Source organism: Brevibacillus sp. IT-7CA2 (assembly GCF_949767855.1).
In the GTDB taxonomy this organism is placed as follows: Bacteria; Bacillota; Bacilli; order Brevibacillales; family Brevibacillaceae; genus Brevibacillus.
In genome coordinates, this window is record NZ_CATKQT010000055.1 from 1 (window position 1) to 16977 (window position 16977).

The 16977-nt window shown below is 48.6% G+C and carries 14 protein-coding genes; 10 read left to right on the forward strand and 4 right to left on the reverse strand.

The genetic code is table 11. The features are described 5' to 3' along the window. The coding region (locus tag ACM6JA_RS30050) for a hypothetical protein (RefSeq protein ID WP_414855351.1) at positions 1-239 on the forward strand (239 nt) is incomplete at its 5' end. A gap of 77 nt (positions 240-316) precedes the next feature. Here ACM6JA_RS30050 and ACM6JA_RS30055 read toward each other — a convergent pair. Beyond that, complete coding sequence (locus ACM6JA_RS30055) at positions 317-724, reverse strand: hypothetical protein (RefSeq protein WP_414855352.1); 408 nt, start codon at positions 722-724, stop codon at positions 317-319. A gap of 25 nt (positions 725-749) precedes the next feature. Continuing rightward, positions 750-896: a hypothetical protein gene (locus ACM6JA_RS30060; RefSeq protein WP_414855353.1), complete on the reverse strand. Its 147-nt coding sequence runs from the start codon at positions 894-896 to the stop codon at positions 750-752. A gap of 135 nt (positions 897-1031) precedes the next feature. On the opposite strand from ACM6JA_RS30060, the gene ACM6JA_RS30065 reads away from it, so the two are divergent. The 9 genes from ACM6JA_RS30065 to ACM6JA_RS30105 all read left to right on the forward strand — a co-directional run bounded on the left by ACM6JA_RS30065 (position 1032) and on the right by ACM6JA_RS30105 (position 14577). After that, positions 1032-2435 (forward strand): sigma-54 interaction domain-containing protein, encoded by a 1404-nt coding sequence (locus ACM6JA_RS30065; RefSeq protein WP_414855354.1) that lies wholly within the window; start codon positions 1032-1034, stop codon positions 2433-2435. 202 nt (positions 2436-2637) lie between these two features. Beyond that, positions 2638-3987, forward strand: coding sequence for a 4-aminobutyrate--2-oxoglutarate transaminase (gene gabT / locus ACM6JA_RS30070; protein ID WP_007717871.1), 1350 nt, complete (start codon positions 2638-2640; stop codon positions 3985-3987). 26 nt (positions 3988-4013) lie between these two features. Continuing rightward, complete coding sequence (locus ACM6JA_RS30075) at positions 4014-5438, forward strand: aldehyde dehydrogenase family protein (RefSeq protein WP_414855355.1); 1425 nt, start codon at positions 4014-4016, stop codon at positions 5436-5438. Between the two features lie 261 nt (positions 5439-5699). Further along, positions 5700-7154 carry a polysaccharide deacetylase family protein gene (locus ACM6JA_RS30080; RefSeq protein WP_414855356.1) on the forward strand — a complete coding sequence of 485 codons (1455 nt, stop codon included), beginning with the start codon at positions 5700-5702 and terminating at the stop codon, positions 7152-7154. Between the two features lie 33 nt (positions 7155-7187). Next, positions 7188-8501 (forward strand): nucleotide sugar dehydrogenase, encoded by a 1314-nt coding sequence (locus ACM6JA_RS30085; protein ID WP_414855357.1) that lies wholly within the window; start codon positions 7188-7190, stop codon positions 8499-8501. 26 nt (positions 8502-8527) lie between these two features. Further along, positions 8528-10411 carry a glycosyltransferase gene (locus ACM6JA_RS30090; RefSeq protein ID WP_414855358.1) on the forward strand — a complete coding sequence of 628 codons (1884 nt, stop codon included), beginning with the start codon at positions 8528-8530 and terminating at the stop codon, positions 10409-10411. Positions 10412-10447: 36 nt separating this feature from the next. Then, positions 10448-12208, forward strand: a complete 1761-nt coding sequence (locus tag ACM6JA_RS30095; protein WP_414855359.1) for a polysaccharide deacetylase family protein — start codon at positions 10448-10450, stop codon at positions 12206-12208. A gap of 27 nt (positions 12209-12235) precedes the next feature. Beyond that, positions 12236-13300 carry a glycosyl hydrolase family 18 protein gene (locus ACM6JA_RS30100; RefSeq protein ID WP_414855360.1) on the forward strand — a complete coding sequence of 355 codons (1065 nt, stop codon included), beginning with the start codon at positions 12236-12238 and terminating at the stop codon, positions 13298-13300. Positions 13301-13743: 443 nt separating this feature from the next. After that, a complete protein-coding gene (locus tag ACM6JA_RS30105) occupies positions 13744-14577 on the forward strand; it encodes an undecaprenyl-diphosphate phosphatase (RefSeq protein ID WP_414855361.1) in 834 nt (277 codons plus the stop codon). Between the two features lie 42 nt (positions 14578-14619). Here the strand turns inward: ACM6JA_RS30105 and ACM6JA_RS30110 are convergent, their stop codons facing one another. Further along, positions 14620-15087, reverse strand: coding sequence for an OsmC family protein (locus ACM6JA_RS30110; RefSeq protein WP_173621327.1), 468 nt, complete (start codon positions 15085-15087; stop codon positions 14620-14622). Between the two features lie 178 nt (positions 15088-15265). Continuing rightward, positions 15266-16954 carry a hypothetical protein gene (locus ACM6JA_RS30115; protein WP_414855362.1) on the reverse strand — a complete coding sequence of 563 codons (1689 nt, stop codon included), beginning with the start codon at positions 16952-16954 and terminating at the stop codon, positions 15266-15268. Positions 16955-16977: the final 23 nt, after the last annotated feature.

The window sequence follows — 16977 nt, forward strand, 5'->3', positions numbered from 1 at the left end:
GAATGAATGAAGAAGCCATTCCTTTAAGGGATGGCTTTTTTTATGATAAGTACGATACAATTACGTTCCTTTTGTTCATTGGGAAATACACACAAAAGTGCTGTAGGTGCTTTCAGGTTCTGTACATTGTAATACCTTGCGAAGGTAGAAGTGGAGTTGAAGAAACATCGCAATGGTATTTGACAACCGGCAGAAAACGCACGAATGAGCTGAGAAGATTAATTCCCGCAGTTGCATGAGTACGTGGGTAATCAAAAAGAATACCTAAGCACAAAAAGCCGCCTTCCTGTAGGAGAGGCGGCGTTTTTTTTCTCACTCAAAAATCACGCGTCTGATCAAAAATAGCAAAAAGCTCGTCCACATCTACTTCCACACCTGCAGTAGCCAAATTTCGTTTTGCCGACTGAAGCAGCTCGTCGAGCACAACGAAAATTTCTTCACGCTCAACCGTTTCAATAAAGCCAGTCCGGCGATCCATTTTGTTGAAAGTCTCTGTGTACTCTTTGACCAATGCACGCAAAGCAGTTTGTATTTCTTCCGCATTCGTAGCGTCTTCACTGCATTGTTTTTCAAGCGCACTGATCGAGGTGTTCATTTTTTTATAGAGACTGGCAGCCTTGTTGGCGTGGGTTGTTGAGATGTGCTCCCTGCCATCCCAATCGCGAAACGGATTGGTCAAATTATTGGCCAGCCATTCGGGCTTGCGTGGCTTGGTGATGGACAAATCTAGCCCATTTTTTACTTCTTTTTCAGTCCAGCTCGAGGATACTGATGAGCGAATTGGCTTTACTCGTGCCAGGTTCTTCTACCGATGTGACCTGGCAAGCTGCGTACTTTTGCAGCTTCTCGACAAAAACACAGTAGATGTCTCCGACTGTGGGCGTCATTCTTACCATCCTTTCCATCTCGCAAGGCTTGCTATTATCATTATTTTTACATATTTTTCATAGGTTGTCGTTGTTCTTGCTGTTTTCTATAATGAAAAAATAAACACAGGTCGGACACAGCGGCGTGTGAGAGGCGGCGAAGAGATGAAGAGAGAAGAGAGCACGGAGAAGTGGATGAGCCGCGTACTGGAGGCCATTGTTGAAACATCTCGGGATCATTTGTTAATCACGGACCCTGAGGGCTACATCCGGCTGGTTGGCGATTCGTCCTATGAAATATACGGCATTGGAAAGCAAGAGCTCTTGGGCAAAAACGTCATCGAGCTGGAAAAAAGGAAAGTCTTTTCTCCATCTGTCACGCGAAAAGTCATGGATGCCAAGGTGCCGCAGACGATCATGCAGGAAATACCCGGCGGCCGAAAGCTGATGGTGACGGCGTTTCCCGTCTGGAACGAGGACGGCAGCATGCATTCGATCATCAGCTATTCCCATGACCTGACTGAAATTATGGAATTGAAACGGCGTTACGAAGGTCTGACAGAGCAGCTCAAGCAGTTTGAAACCGAGATTGAGGAGCTGCGCGAAAAGCACCAGGAGGGCTTCGTGGCCGTGAGCCAGCCGATGCAAGCCATTGAGCGTCTCATCAAAAAAGTTGCGGCTGTCGATTCGACTGTCTTGATCCTCGGGGAATCGGGTGTCGGGAAAAATGTCATCGCGAAAGAAATTCATCGCAATAGCCGTCGTGCGGGTGGGCAATTCGTGGAGATCAACTGTGGCTCGATCCCGGAGGGCTTGCTGGAATCCGAGCTGTTTGGCTATGAGGCTGGTTCGTTTACAGGAGCCGCCAAGCAGGGTAAGCAAGGGATTATCGAGATGGCGAACCAAGGGACTCTCCTCTTGGACGAGCTGGGGGAACTGCCGCTAACCTTGCAGGCCAAGCTGTTGAAGGTGATTCAAGAAAAACGGTTGCAACGCGTTGGGAGCACACAGTACCGCGACGTGGATTTTCGTTTGATTGCCGCCACCAATCGCGATTTAGAGAAGATGGTGAAGGAAGGGAAGTTCCGACAGGACTTGTATTTTCGCCTGAATGTTGTCCCGATCCACGTCCCGCCGTTACGAAATCGGTCAGAGGATATCGCGGCTCTCCTGAAGCGCGTCCTGCGCTCGCTCAATGAACGATACGGAATGGCCAAGCGTTTGGACCCTGCAGCAACACATGCCTTGATGCAGTACGAGTGGCCCGGCAATGTGCGCGAGCTGGAGAACGTCTTGGAGAGAATGGTGGTCACAGCGGACGAAGAGGTGATCGCTTCTCAGCATTTGCCCGCAGAAATCAAGTTGGCAGGGGAAGAGCAGGCAGCTATGGAGCCGAGTCTGGCTACTTCCAAGATGTCGCTTCGCGAAGCATTGGAGCAGGTAGAGGAAAAATGGCTGCGCTATGCATCGGAGCACTGCCGGACCACGGGAGAAATCGCGGAGTTTCTCGGCATTAGCCAGCCATCTGTCGTCCGGAAGCTACAAAAATATCGGATTCGTTCCAGGTAATTCAAAAATGAATCGTTTATTCAAAAATGAATCGAGCATTCGGGTGTTTTGATTCATTTTTGAATAATTTGATGTGATCGTAGTGCCGGAAACGCGATTTCATCAAGCTCTAGCGTTTGGCATAGGTATTGCTACATATCGTGGTTGAGTTTACAAGCAAGCCATACAACTAATACCATCTCGAACGAGGAGAGGAAACGATATGTCCAAACAACGTCAATTTGTAAACGTAGCTGCTGGTGTGCCAGGTCCAAAGGGAGCGGCCCTGATTGAAAAAAGAAAGCAGTTCGTTCCAAAAGGTGTCGGCAACAATACCCCTGTTTTTGTAGAGTCAGCTTCAGGTGCCTTGGTTACGGATGTAGATGGCAATACGTACATCGATTTTGCCGGAGCAATCGGTACATTGAATGCCGGACACTGCCCGCCGGAAGTAGTTGAGGCATTAAAAGCACAGCTGGACAAATACATTCATCCTTGCTTCCATGTAGGGATGTATGAGCCATATGTGGCCTTGGCTGAGAAGCTGACGCAAATCACGCCAGGCAGCTTTGAAAAGAAGACGATGCTCGCAAACAGCGGGGCAGAAGCAGTAGAGAACGCGGTAAAAATCGCCCGCAAATACACAGGACGCCCAGGCATCATTTCCTTTAGCCGCGGTTTCCATGGTCGAACGCTTCTCGGCATGTCACTGACTTCCAAGGTGAAGCCGTACAAATTCCAGATGGGTCCATTCGCTCCAGCTACGTATAAAGCGCAATTCCCGTATCCATTAAACAAGCCAGAATCCATGACAGATGATGAGTACGCGCAATTCTGCGTACGTCAGTTCGAGGACTTCCTCTTGACTGAGGTTGCACCGGAAGAAGTGGCTGCCGTGATTATGGAGCCGATTCAGGGAGAAGGCGGCTTTATCGTTCCACCTGTGTCCTTCGTTCAAGGTGTCTATAACATTTGTAAAAAGCATCAAATCCTCTTCATTTCGGATGAGATTCAAACAGGCTTCGGTCGTACTGGTGCCATGTTTGCTTCTACCCATTTCGGTATCGAGCCAGATATCATCACCATGTCCAAATCAATCGCGGCAGGCTTGCCCATCTCTGCGGTTACGGGACGCGCCGAAATCATGGACGCTCCAAACCCTGGTGAGATCGGCGGTACCTATGGAGGAAGCCCGCTTGGCTGCGTAGCGGCATTGGCAGTCATTGAAAAAATGGAGCGCGAAGACTTATCTGGTCGTGCGCAGGTGATCGGGGACAAGATCAAGGCGCATTTCCACGCGTTGCAAACAGAGTTCCCTGTGATCGCAGAGGTGCGCGGACTGGGTGCGATGTGCGCCGTAGAATTTATCGATCCAACCACCAAACAACCAGCGAAAGAGCTCGTTGCTGGCTTGACCAAAGGCTGCTACGAGTCTGGCGTCATCGTGCTTTCTGCTGGCGTCCACAGCAACGTGCTGCGCTTCCTGTCTCCACTGGTTATTACAGACGAGCAATTGGAAGAGGCACTGGACATTATGACGGATGTTCTGAAAAGCCAATACGTGACGAACTAAAACGCCCGAGGGGGTTCTCCATACTCATGAAAAAGCATCTCTACATCAACGGACAATGGAAAGAAGCAAAAGAATACGCACCACTCTACTCCCCTTATTCTGGGGAGCTGCTGGCTGAAATCGCTCAGGCAGACGATCATGACGTCGACGAGGCAATCAAGGCGGCCAAAGCAACAGCCAAAGTCATGGCAAAAATGCCAGCCAGTCAGCGCGCCTTGATACTGGAGGGTGCCGCTGCGATTATGGAAGCACGCAAGGAGGAACTGGCGGTCATCCTCGCACAGGAAGCCGCCAAGCCAATTCGCACGGGTCGTGTAGAAATCGCTCGGACAATCCAGACCTACAAGTTCGCAGCAGAAGAAGCGAAGCGCATACACGGAGAGACCGTGCCGCTCGATGCAGCACCGGGTGGTGAAGGACGTCTTGCTTTTACGGTACGTAAGCCGATTGGCGTAGTCGGCGCGATCACGCCTTTTAACTTTCCTTTTAATCTCGTAGCACACAAGGTCGGGCCAGCCATTGCCGCAGGAAATACCGTCGTACTGAAGCCAGCGAGTCAGACTCCGCTTAGCTCGCTGATCTTGGCCGATATTTTCGCAGAGGCAGGATTGCCAGCAGGAGCGCTCAATATTTTACCTGGAAAAGGCGCAGTCGTAGGCGAAAAGCTGGTCAGTGACAGCCGAATTGCCGCGATCACCTTTACGGGAAGCCCTGCGGTTGGAATCGCGATGAAAAACAAAGCGGGACTCAAGCGCGTGACCTTGGAGCTTGGCTCCAACTCCGCAGTAATCATCGACCACAACGTGGAAATCACGCAAGCGTTGATTGATCGTTGCGTGACGGGTGCCTTCTCTTTTAGCGGTCAAGTGTGTATCTCGCTGCAACGTGTTTATATTCACCAGAGCAAGTACGAAGAGTTCCTGGAGAAGTTTAAGACGGGCACAGAAAAGCTCGTGCTGGGTGATCCGCTGAACGAAGAGACAGACATGTCCTCCGTGATCTCCGCCAAGGATCATGAACGCATGGGGGCATGGGTACAGGAAGCAGTAGAAGCAGGCGCACATGTAGTTACTGGCGGGAAGGCTGTCAGTGACAACCTCTTTGCTCCTACGATTCTGACGAATGTGGGCGCACATGTTGCCGTCTCCTGCCAAGAGGTATTCGGTCCAATCGTAGTCGTTACACCGTTTGAGACGATGGACGAAGCGATTGAGGCGGTCAATGACTCCCGATTCGGCTTGCAGGCAGGCATCTATACGAGTGACATTCACGCGGCTATGCGTGCAGCGGAAGAACTGGAGGTCGGAGGCGTGATGATCAACGACATTCCAACGTTCCGCGTAGACAACATGCCGTATGGCGGAGTAAAAGACAGTGGCTTTGGCCGCGAAGGGATCAAGTATGCGGTCGAGGAATTAACGGAACTAAAATTAATCGCGATCAAACTGTAACAGCGAATGACGGGCCCGATGAGGCTCGTCTTTTTTTTGAAAATAGCGTCTTGAAGGCGATTTTTTTCATTTCCATAAATTGTCATAAATGAAACCGCTTCATAAAGTTGTTTGGTATAGGTGGTTATGTTAGTCTAGCGTGTAGTGGCAGACTATGTTCATTTTTGCGGAAGAGTGTTTGATTACACTTTACTTGTTGCGCAGATGAAATAGTCGTTTTTTTATGCGTAAAGGGCATTTCTACATGAAAAGGGGACAATCATGATTAGTCATAAGAAAGGGGCCAGTGCGTTCCGATTATTTCACTGGATCTCCCTGGTAGCGATCGTGGCATTGTTGGCAGGCTGTTCACCGTTTCAGGGGAAAGAAAACGGTGCAGATAACGGCCCAGCGCCAGCCAAACCTGAAAAAATCGAGCGTTACCAAGGGGAAAAGAGCAAGGCAGTGTCTATGGTCTACACGACGCAAAGACAGCTTGCCCTTACTTTTAATGGGATGGCAGATAAGGACACGATGAAAAGACTGCTCGAGGAGTTGGACAAGTACCACATCAAGGCCGCTTTTTTCATGCCAGGAATGAGAGTAGCGGAAGAGCCTGACATTGCGCGAGAAATTGTCGCCAGAGGTCACGAAATTGAAAATAACACGTTAAACCAGTCAGATTTGCAGGGTCAATCTTACGAGAAAATGTACGAAGATATCAAATTGGCTAATGAGGTTATCAAAAGAGAGACCGACAAAACACCGCGGTATATCAGAACGAAGTCGGGCGATTACTCCGACGATCTTCGATTGGTAGCTGCGCATAATGGACAAGAAGCGGTCGTGTCCGCCAGTCTGTTTCTGCACAATTGGCAAAAAGAGACGGAGGAGCAAAAAATTCATTACTTAAGAAAATATATGAATCGCGGCGGCATCATCGCGATGGATACAGAGGAGAACAAGTCTGTCGTAGAAAACATCCGTCTTCTCGCAGAGGCAGCTACTGATGTCGGTTACAGATTCGTCCCATTGCACGAGTTGATTGCACAGGGCGGGGAGCGAAAGCAGTTGCAAGAAATTCCGGGTTTTGATGCAGCAAAAATGAATACGGCGTATTACGAGTCCAAGCCAAATCTCATCTATCGAAAAGAAACAGACAAGAAGATGGTCGCCTTGTCCTTCGATGATTGGGGTACGGATCAAACGGTTACGAAGATTCTCGATATCCTGGACAAAAAAGGAGTAAAGGCTTCATTTTTCCTTCGCGCAGATGGTGTAGAGCGAAATCCAAACTTGGCGAGAGCGATTGTGGAAGCGGGACATGATGTAGCCAACCACACCTATTCTCATCCGGTAAATACTAAAATTGCGCCGGAAGAATTACAAAAAGAGATTGTCAAAGCCCATCAGATCATTACCGAAGCGATTCAGCAGAAGCCGACGATGTATTTCAGACCACCAACTGGGGCGTTTGACGAACAGACACTCAAGGCGATTGCAGCGACGGGTTACGAGGATATTACGATTTATGATGTGACGCCATCCGATTACGACAAGAAACGGAGTGCGGACGATATCGTCAAAACCGTTATGGAGCAGACGCGGAGCGGAAGCGTGATTCTGCTGCACATGCTCGATGACATTCACACAATAGAGGCGTTACCAATCGTAATTGATCAGCTTAGAAGCAAAGGATACACGCTTGTACCCATGACAGAGATGTTTGGCCAATAAAGCCAAAATAGAACAGGGAGAGGGGGCCAGCTTATGAATTTGTACGAAGGGATTGTAGAGAGAAAAGAAAAAATGGCTGTCGTCGGTCTTGGGTACGTAGGCTTGCCGATTGCGATGGCACTGTCCAAACGTGCTTCTGTGATCGGGTTCGATGTAAACCAGGAGAAAGTAGCAGCCTATCAAAAGGGACACTTTCATGATAATGATGTGGATCAGGAGCTGACGAGTGACACCGCTATTGAATTCACATCAGATGAAAATAGATTGCAGGAAGCGCGATTTTTTATCGTGGCAGTGCCTACTCCGGTCAAAAGTGGGAATGTCCCCGACTTGAAATATGTAGAAAGTGCATCCCGCATGGTGGGCAGACAGTTGAGAAAAGGGGCAATCGTTGTCTTTGAATCAACTGTTTATCCAGGGGCAACCGAAGACGTCTGCTTGCCGATCCTGGAGGCGGAATCAGGCTTGCGTTGTGGGGTAGACTTCAAGATCGGCTATTCACCTGAACGCATCAACCCGGGAGACAAGGTAAATCGTTTGGAAAACATCGTCAAGATCGTATCGGGGATGGATGAAGAAACATTGGGAATCGTAGCAAGCGTCTACGAGCTCGTGATCAAGGCAGGCGTTTATCGAGCGGAAAGCATCAAGGTAGCGGAAGCGGCGAAAGTCATTGAAAATGCTCAGCGGGATGTCAATATTGCGTTTATGAATGAGCTGGCGATGCTGTTCAACCAGATGGATATTCCGACGAAAGCAGTATTGCAAGCGGCAGGAACCAAGTGGAACTTCCTCCCTTTTTCACCGGGCTTGGTCGGCGGGCATTGCATCGGTATCGACCCTTACTATTTAACGTACAAAGCAGAAGACAGTGGCTATCGCTCCCGCGTCATTTTGGCGGCTAGACACATTAACGATGGCATGGGGAAATATGTCGCTCAACAAATTATCAAAAAGGCCGTTCGTTCGAAGCTCGACCTCAAGGATGTACGGATTGGCATACTCGGACTGTCCTACAAAGAGAATTGCGCAGATATCAGAAATACCAAGGTGACGGATATCATTGAGGAACTGAGGGAGTACGGGATCAACCCATTGGTCGTAGACCCGATGGTAAATCCTCAGGAGGCATATGAGGAATACGGCATCGAGCTGTCAGAGATGAAGGCTCTCCACGACTTGGACATTGTGGTTGTAGCGGTACCGCATGCTCCCTTTGCCCAGATGGAAGCCGCTGATTTTGCCGCGATGTACGGCAAGAATGAAGCAAAAATCATGATCGATATAAAAGAGACTTATTCCAAAGCTGACTTTGAAAACAGTGGATTTCATTACTGGAGCTTGTAGGCAGTGGAGGGGAGAGAGCGACAGTGATGAAACAGTTGATAGAGAAAATAAAGCCTAAAAAGAAAGAGAAAATTGAAGAAGTACTGACGGTTTCCAAAACGGAGAGACGCGTGCTATCGAATGTGCCAGACCCGGAGAAAATTCGTGTCCAAGTGGACCGACGTGGTGCTAAAGATACGAATGAGCAAGGACAGCTGGAGGACCCGGAATATTTGAATCGCATTCGGATGCTGAGTCTGCGCTATATGGCGGATTTCCCGGTGACGCTATTGACCAAGAAACAGCGGGTCAAGGATGGAGTCAAGGCCAGAGCCGTCGACATTTCTTCGACTGGCCTATTAGTTGAACTAGATTCAGAGATGGAAAACATCCAGGTGGGACAAGTGCTTATGATTCATTGCACAATCCCGCCAGGTACAATGCCAGAAGGCTATGAGTCAACGGTGAAGCTGGATGCAACTGTCGTTCGCTGGTTTACGCAGGAAGAGGACGGGCGTCAGAAGTTCATGCTCGCCTTCGAGTTTTCCAAACCGCTGACCGAGTATTTTCGCAAAAAGCGCTGGGGATACGCGATTTATATCGCAAGTGCTTCCCTGTTTTTTGCTGCGGCGTTTATCGTACTCATGCGCGCGGAGAGCGTGATTTATTTCAAATACAACATGTACTTGTATTTGTACAGCTTGATTGCCGCTGCCTTTTTGCTGACACGGTATTTATTCGGTGCTCTTTATCGGGAGGTTCCCGTCAATCCGGACTATACACCAGGTGTGAGCATCATTATTCCGTGTTTCAACGAAGAGCAGTGGATTCACCGGACGATTTTGAGTTGTGTGAATCAGAACTACCCGATTGATAAGCTGGAGGTCATCGTGGTAGATGACCGCTCGACGGATCGATCAGCAGAAGAGATTCAAAAGGTCATCGATATGATTCATAACGAGGCCGAACGCTATATGACTCGTGAACGCGTGAAGATGCACATTCTTTCTGAAAACGGCGGGAAACGGGTCGCTTTGGTAAAAGGTGTGGAAATGGCCAAGCACGATTTGGTTGTCTTCGTTGATTCGGATAGTTTTTTGGAACCGACTGCGATTCGCAACCTCGTACAACCTTTTCAAGACCCGAAAATGGGTGGTGTCGCAGGGCGTACGGATGTGGAAAACAAGTTCACCAACGCGATCACCAAGCTCCAAACGGTTCGTTACTACATTGCTTTTCGCATCATGAAGGCGGCTGAGTCGTGGTTTGACAGTGTCACTTGCTTGTCTGGGCCGTTGTCTTGCTATCGCAAGGAATTGATTTTGCAGCATTCTGAAGCATGGCTGAATCAGAAGTTTCTCGGGCAGCCCGCCACTTTTGGCGATGACCGAAGCATGACCAACTTTATTTTGCGAACCCATCGGACAGGCTATCAGGATTCTGCAATTTGCTCGACGATTGTGCCGTCAGACATGAACGTATTTTTGAAGCAGCAGATGCGCTGGAAGCGTTCGTGGTTGAGGGAATCTTTGCGTGCCAGCGGCTTTATTTGGCGCAAGGAGCCTTTTATGGCGATCTTCTTTTACATTGGTCTGATTGTTCCTATCGCTGCTCCTGTCATCGTACTGTACAACCTCGGATACGTTCCGCTCGTTTATCATATTTTCCCGGGTACGTTTTTAATGGGCTTGCTGTTGATGGCGCTCTTAATGAGCTTGGCCCATCTGTTTTTCCGTAGAAGCAAGCTATGGGTTTTCGGGATTGTCTTTTGTGTGTTTTATGAGCTGGTGTTGTTGTGGCAGATGCCTGTGGCTTGGGTGACATTCTGGAAATCTACTTGGGGTACGCGAGAAACACCGCAGGACGTCGAAGCGAGATTGAAAAAAGAAGCCCGAAAGAAGAACAAAAAAGGCTTTGGGCTGCCATTTTAAGAGGGAAAGACAAAGGGAGTGAGGGTGTCAGGAGTTATGGGGAAAACGACGAGCGATGTCTTGGACTATCGGAAAAAAGATCGCAATAAATTCATCAAGACGCTGATCCAGGTCGCTATCTTAGTCGTTCTGGGTGTCATGTTATATAATGCCGTATTTGATTGGAAGAAGTACGAGGAGCCGAATAAAGCGAGCTGGACGAATGACAAAGGCTTTATCGCCATCTCCTATTTTGGCGTAGGTCGTTCGGGTACACCGAAATTAGTAGCCAAGAAGCAATTGGACGAGCAGCTGCAGGCGTTGTATGACCAGGGCTATCAAACGATCTCGCAACAAGATATCTTGGACTTTTACAAGAAAAAGAAGCCACTTCCTGACAAGGCACTGTTTTTGGTTTTTGAAGATGGCCGCAACGATTCGAGCTTGTTTGCCCAACCGCTTTTGGAGAAGTACAACTTTAAAGCAACGGCATTGTCTTACGGCAACAAAATGGGAAACAGCGAGAACAAATTCCTGCAGCCGGAAGACTTGAAAAAAATGATGGAAAATGGCTTCTGGGAGCTCGGTTCCAATGGCTATCGGTTGACGTATATCAATGTGTTTGATGATCAGGGCAATTTCATCGGGGTAAAGGATGAGAGTGAATTAACGAATAAAACAAAGGTGGGCTACTATAACCACTACTTGATGGACTTTATCCGTGACAGCAATATGATCCCGATTGAAGACAGAAGCAAGATGGAAGCGAGAATGAACAAAGACTACAAGCTGATGAATGATACATATATGGATCAATTGGGCTTTGTCCCAGGTGCCTATATGATCATGCATGCGAACACCCTGTATGGCGGCATGAATCGCCTGGTAGCGGATGCGAACGACGCGAATATCAAAAAGTATTTTACGATGCACTTTAACCGGGAAGGAACCGCCTACAACGACAGCGAGGGTGATCTGTACGACCTGACCCGCGTGCAGCCAGAGCCTTACTGGTACACGAATCATTTGTTGATGCGTATCCAAAAAGACACCGACGAAAAGATTCGCTTCGCTCGCGGCGATGATGAGCAGGCCAAAGAGTGGGATCGTCTCGGTGGCGCCGCGCAATTTATGGAGGATCAGATCGTCCTGACCTCTCCAGCTGCTGGCTCTGGCATGTTATATTTAAAAAACAGTGACAGCCAGAAGGAGATCAAGCTTTCTGCCAAGCTGGAAGGGAATGTAATCGGCAAGCAGTCCATTTATTTGCGTTATGATCGGGAAAAAGGCAGCTTTGTACGGGTCGTTCTGCATGATAATGAGCTGCGCGTCGAGCAGAAGAAGGAAAAAGGAGAAGTTCAGGAGCTTTTCAAGACGGAATTGAGCCAAGTGATTTGGAATCCTGAGGATTTGACCTTCGACCGTGCCTCTGTTTATACGAGAGAGCAAGGGGAGTCTGGTGCTCCCGAGCTGGAAAAATACCCGATCAACATTAAAAATACGCGTCCATTCGAAATGACTGTTCAAGGCGACCGTCTCAGTGTTTCCGTGGACAAGACACCGCTTTTGGATAAGCAACAGATCGACCCAAGCATTAGTAGTGGTGGTGTTGCATTGGAAGCGGCCTATAGTGAAGGGAACAAAAAGGACGATATTTATGACGGGGTGTTTGCGGACGTAAAAATAGAGTCCTTGGCCCAACCGAATGGTGAGCAGCAGACGCTGTTTAGTAATGTGCAGACAGGGCTTGCAGGAGTCGTCAGTTCGATCAAGATAGCTTTTTCTTCCACAATGGACTGGGTCATCGACACCTTTTAAATCCGAAACAAGGGGGATCAGTGTAAGGTGTCAAACATCAAGAAACGATCGATCATTTTGACTGTTCTTCTGATAATAGTGTGTATCACCCTCGTGTGGTACATGATGAAATGGAATGATACCGATGGCTTGGAGAGTGTAGATGCAGCCAACAACACAACGGAATTGACTGCCTGGGTGGTAGATTGGCAGTGGGAATCCGGTTTGGAGGATTTCCGCAGGATGACGGATGGCTTGTCCAGTGTGCAAGTTTTCGCGGCGTATTTTGATGAAAATGACAAGCTGCATTTTACTGACCGCATGACCAAGGCGATGCCTGCGATCAAGGAAGCATCGAAGCAGGGCAGCTATGTCGATCTCGATTTGACCATTGTGAATGATCGTCTTAACAGTGATGGTACGCAGGTTCAAAAGGACCCGTCGATTGTCAGCCGGCTTATGGCGACTGATGCAAGCCGTACCAAGCACATTATGGAGATCAAGAATGCCGTGATCCAGAATGGTTTTCAAGGTTTAGAAATCGATTATGAGAGAATTGACGAGAAAGACTGGGACAACTTCCTTACTTTTATCCATACCTTGTATCAGCATATGGAGCAGGAGGGAAAGTCGCTTCGCATCGTATTGGAGCCGCGCGCGCCGATTGAAGACTTGGCATTGCCAAAGGGCCCTACTTACGTCATGATGGCTTATAATTTGTACGGTACGAATACAGAGCCAGGTCCCAAAGCCGATCATGCATTTATTGAGCAGCTCGCCAATCGAATGAAAAAGGTGCCGGGTGACAAAGTCATGGCCCTCTCTGTAGGCGGATTTGATTGGGCTAGTGATGGAAAAGTGACGGCTGTGACGGAAAAACAGGCAGCAGACCTTGCTGTGTCCAGTGTTGAGCCGCCAAAGCGGGATAAAGCGAGTGGCAGTTTGTACTTCGACTATATGGGTGAAGACGGACAAAAGCACACGGTTTGGTATGCGGATGAAGAAACGCTGTCTCAATGGGTTGCGGTCGCCAAGAAAGCGGGTATTGAGAAAATCGCACTTTGGCGACTAGGTGACATGGGGGAAGGGACTTTGCAATATGTGAATCGGTAGGGGCTGTAGTGGAAGGAAGAAGCGAATTTCCAGTCTACGCATCGGCCTACGCCCCGCAAGTGGTGATTGACTGTCCGCTTCTGAATAAATGACGGGAGAGCTTCAAACCTGAAAGCGCGGATGCGTTTTTGTATGTAATAAAAGCTGAAATTCCCCGCCATTTATTCAGAAGCTGGGTCGGGCTCCAGAGGCGCTTGACTGGAAATTCGCTTCTTCCAGCGCGGCTTTTCGATTCACATCTTGCAAGGTAAAAATGAATATGGAAAAGCAAGATGGCTATCACTGTGGGGACAACCCATCCTGGATTTGCTAGAATGTTTTTCTATCATGATGTAACTTTGTACCGGAGATGAACGTTATAATGCTAGAAGCAGTAGTCTGCTCTTTTACAGGGCGGCTGCTACATATTGATTTTGGACATCATTCATAGGAGCGTGGAATTTTTGGGTCTCTGGGAAGCTTTTGTCGCGATTGTGCTGGGGCTAGTAGAAGGTTTGACTGAGTTTGCCCCTGTTTCCTCTACGGGTCACATGATCATCGTGGATGACTTTTTGTTCCAAACGAAGGAGATGTTTTCACCAGAAGTGGCGAACACCTTCAAGATTGTCATTCAGCTCGGCTCGATTCTAGCTGTTGTCGTACTGATGTGGGATCGGTTCATGAGCTTGCTCGGCCTCAACAGACTGGTGGGTAAGCGTGAGGTTCAGGCAGGACCTCGGCTGAATTTGGCTACGGTCATTGTTGGTTTGATTCCTGCGGGGATTCTGGGTGTTCTGTTTGACGACTACATCGATGAGTATTTGTTCTCGACGAAGACCGTGGTAGTCGGTCTGGTGCTGGGCGCTCTGCTCATGTTGGCTGCGGATTGGTTCAGACCAAGGCGTGCCAAGATCGAGTCGGTTGACCAAATTACGTACAAGCAAGCGTTTCTGGTCGGACTTATTCAATGCTTCTCCCTGTGGCCTGGCTTTTCCCGTTCGGGTTCCACGATCTCGGGGGGCGTACTGTTGGGCATGAGCCATCGGGCGGCGGCAGACTTCACGTTTATTATGGCGGTGCCGATCATGGCGGGCGCGAGCTTTTTGTCGCTGTTGAAGCGCTGGGATGCGATTACGATGGACAGCATTCCGTTTTTCGTCGTCGGTTTTATTAGTGCGTTTGTGTTCGCGCTTCTGTCGATCCGTTTCTTCTTGAAGCTGATTAACCGCATCAAGCTGACACCGTTTGCGATTTATCGCTTGGTGCTGGCAGCGGTCATTTACTTTGTGTTTATGTAAAAATCAAAAATACGACAAAGGCTCCCAATTGGGAGCCTTATTTTAATCATTTGCCTTTAGCTCACTCGGCTTTTCAATAACAATACCGTTTAATTTAAGAGTGACAGGATTCGCAATCGTATCTCCAACGGGGCATGTCTGTTCCAAAAACTCCACAAAAGACTCTACCTGCTCTCTAGGAGCATCCGTTTTGATATGAAAGGTGTATCGGATTTCAGAATACCCGCGTCGAACATCAGATTTGTTCATGAAGCCATCTGTATCGAGATCGCCTTCGACTTCCACCCAAAAATCGTCGAGTTGAACGTTAAACTTTCTGGCATATACTCTGGCAACGATAGATTGGCATGCGCCTAATGCGGAGAGTACCAGTTCAACGGGATTCATCCCAGTATCCGTTCCTCCCAAGCTTTTCGGTTCATCGATGGTTATCTCGAAATTTCTGGAACTGGCCTTCACAACCATTCCCTTCTGTAGATGTGCAGTTGCTTTGAATGTTTCAACAGGCATGATGCACACTCCCTTCTGGATAATCAATACAAGTAAACTCTACCATAGTTTCCCAATGAACATTATGAAAATTTTTACATTTGTGCAAGCTGATGTCTCGTCCATTACACACACTTAGATATAAAAAGGGGCTGTCTCAAAAGTCGATTTCCCGACTTAGAGACGCCCCTTCTATGTTTTATTTCAACAGGTAAACGGCACGCGTAGTCATAAATCCTTTGACCTCTTCGCCTTTATCCAGCTTTTGCTCGACGAAAGGAATGCCCGCTTCTTGCAGACGTACTTTTACTGCGTTGAAATGGTGAAAGTCTACGACCAGCGTTTTGTTGCTCGCCTTAATCTCTTCAAGCTGCCTTTTAACTAATGCATTGGCGCCAGACTGTCCAATGATATGAGAAGCATTTACCATCACCATATTGGCGAGTAAAATGACGACCAGAACCTTGCCCGCATGGCGGAAAAAGCCCTTCTGGACATCCCAGACTGCCAACGCAATCAAGAGCGGAATCAACCAGAGCTGCGGAACATAGCGCGCCCACCAGCTTTCCGGATTAATGAGTACGGTCACGAAGAGCGCCAGACTGATCCACAAGAAAGGTGCCGCTTTTTTTCGATGAGTCCCCAAAAGCAAGGCGACGAGAATCAGGCATGTGACAATCACAGCCCCTCCGAAAAGCGGCCCGAATCCGGCTACACGCACGTCAGGAGAGTAGAACACTGCGAGCTCTTTCAAGGTGACCGTAAATGGCACCTTCCATGTAGGGCTATGGGGTGTTGCGATGTTCTCCGATTTAGAAAATAAGGAGATAGCCAGATTTTCTGTGCTCGTATTGTCTTTGAAGCCATGCGGGCTGTTCGAGGTCATGATATCAACGGCACCTTTGCCCGCCAACGGATAAAACGGATGCCCCTTCGCTAGCGTGTTGGTGACATACGGATTGTACCCGACAACCCCTACCGTGATAACCAGACTAATCGAAAGCCACACGAGCATGCTTTTGATGTGCTGACGGCGATCGTAGAAAAAGAAGAGCACGAGAATAGCCAAGCCGAGCAATCCAGCATACCCCAATGCTGTGAATTTGATCTGCGCCAGCAGCATGAGCGTTGCGCATAGCGCTAGTAGCGTCCACACATGGTAGCGCTTATACAGCAGATAGCCGAGAGCGCAGATGATGAGCACGAGTGAGCCGAGCTGTCCGTCAATATAGAAGGAGGTCGATTGCGTGATCACCGCGGGATTGAACGCTGCGAGTAGCGCGAAGGCAATCGCCGCCCCTTTTTTCTCTGGGAAAGCGGTCCGGATGGCAGCGAGCGTCAGGAAAAAGGACGATGCAATCAACAACAGGTTAAATATTTTGCTAACCTCGATCTGACCGGTCAGTTTATACATGACTGCATCGAGCATCCAAGGACCTTTGGCGTAATGATTGATCCAAAGGTGAAAGGCTGAGAGAACCTCTTTATTATCCATCTCCTCCACTTCTTTTGAACCAGAAGGCTTGAGGATGGGCTGGTCACGAACCGGATTCCAGCCGTTGGTTATCTTCACGATTGCTTCTTGATGATACGTTTGACCGTCAAAAGAGAGATCATACGTATTGGCACTGATGGAGTAGCTGATGCCTGAAACAATCACCAGTCCAGCTAACAGGGAGAAAAACCAGGCCCGACGACGTGAACTTACGAAGACTGACACCATCCCGCCCATCGCAGCCAAAGCCGCAACGAGGCCAATCCAAAAGTTGACGGCCGTCACGGATACACCGAACAAAAATAAAACCGATGTGCTAAGCACAATCGTAGCCATAAACAATAGCAAAGCCGTCCCAAGCAGGAACGAGTACGTAGCTGTACGGTTATTCATGAATATAATCTCCTGTCTACGAA

Coding starts and splice junctions, on each gene's coding strand:
- ACM6JA_RS30060 (WP_414855353.1), bottom strand. CDS start 896: ATGGTAAGAATGACGCCCACAGTCGGAGACATCTACTGTGTTTTTGTC.
- ACM6JA_RS30065 (WP_414855354.1), top strand. CDS start 1,032: ATGAAGAGAGAAGAGAGCACGGAGAAGTGGATGAGCCGCGTACTGGAG.
- gabT (WP_007717871.1), top strand. CDS start 2,638: ATGTCCAAACAACGTCAATTTGTAAACGTAGCTGCTGGTGTGCCAGGT.
- ACM6JA_RS30075 (WP_414855355.1), top strand. CDS start 4,014: ATGAAAAAGCATCTCTACATCAACGGACAATGGAAAGAAGCAAAAGAA.
- ACM6JA_RS30080 (WP_414855356.1), top strand. CDS start 5,700: ATGATTAGTCATAAGAAAGGGGCCAGTGCGTTCCGATTATTTCACTGG.
- ACM6JA_RS30085 (WP_414855357.1), top strand. CDS start 7,188: ATGAATTTGTACGAAGGGATTGTAGAGAGAAAAGAAAAAATGGCTGTC.
- ACM6JA_RS30090 (WP_414855358.1), top strand. CDS start 8,528: ATGAAACAGTTGATAGAGAAAATAAAGCCTAAAAAGAAAGAGAAAATT.
- ACM6JA_RS30095 (WP_414855359.1), top strand. CDS start 10,448: ATGGGGAAAACGACGAGCGATGTCTTGGACTATCGGAAAAAAGATCGC.
- ACM6JA_RS30110 (WP_173621327.1), bottom strand. CDS start 15,087: ATGCCTGTTGAAACATTCAAAGCAACTGCACATCTACAGAAGGGAATG.
- ACM6JA_RS30115 (WP_414855362.1), bottom strand. CDS start 16,954: ATGAATAACCGTACAGCTACGTACTCGTTCCTGCTTGGGACGGCTTTG.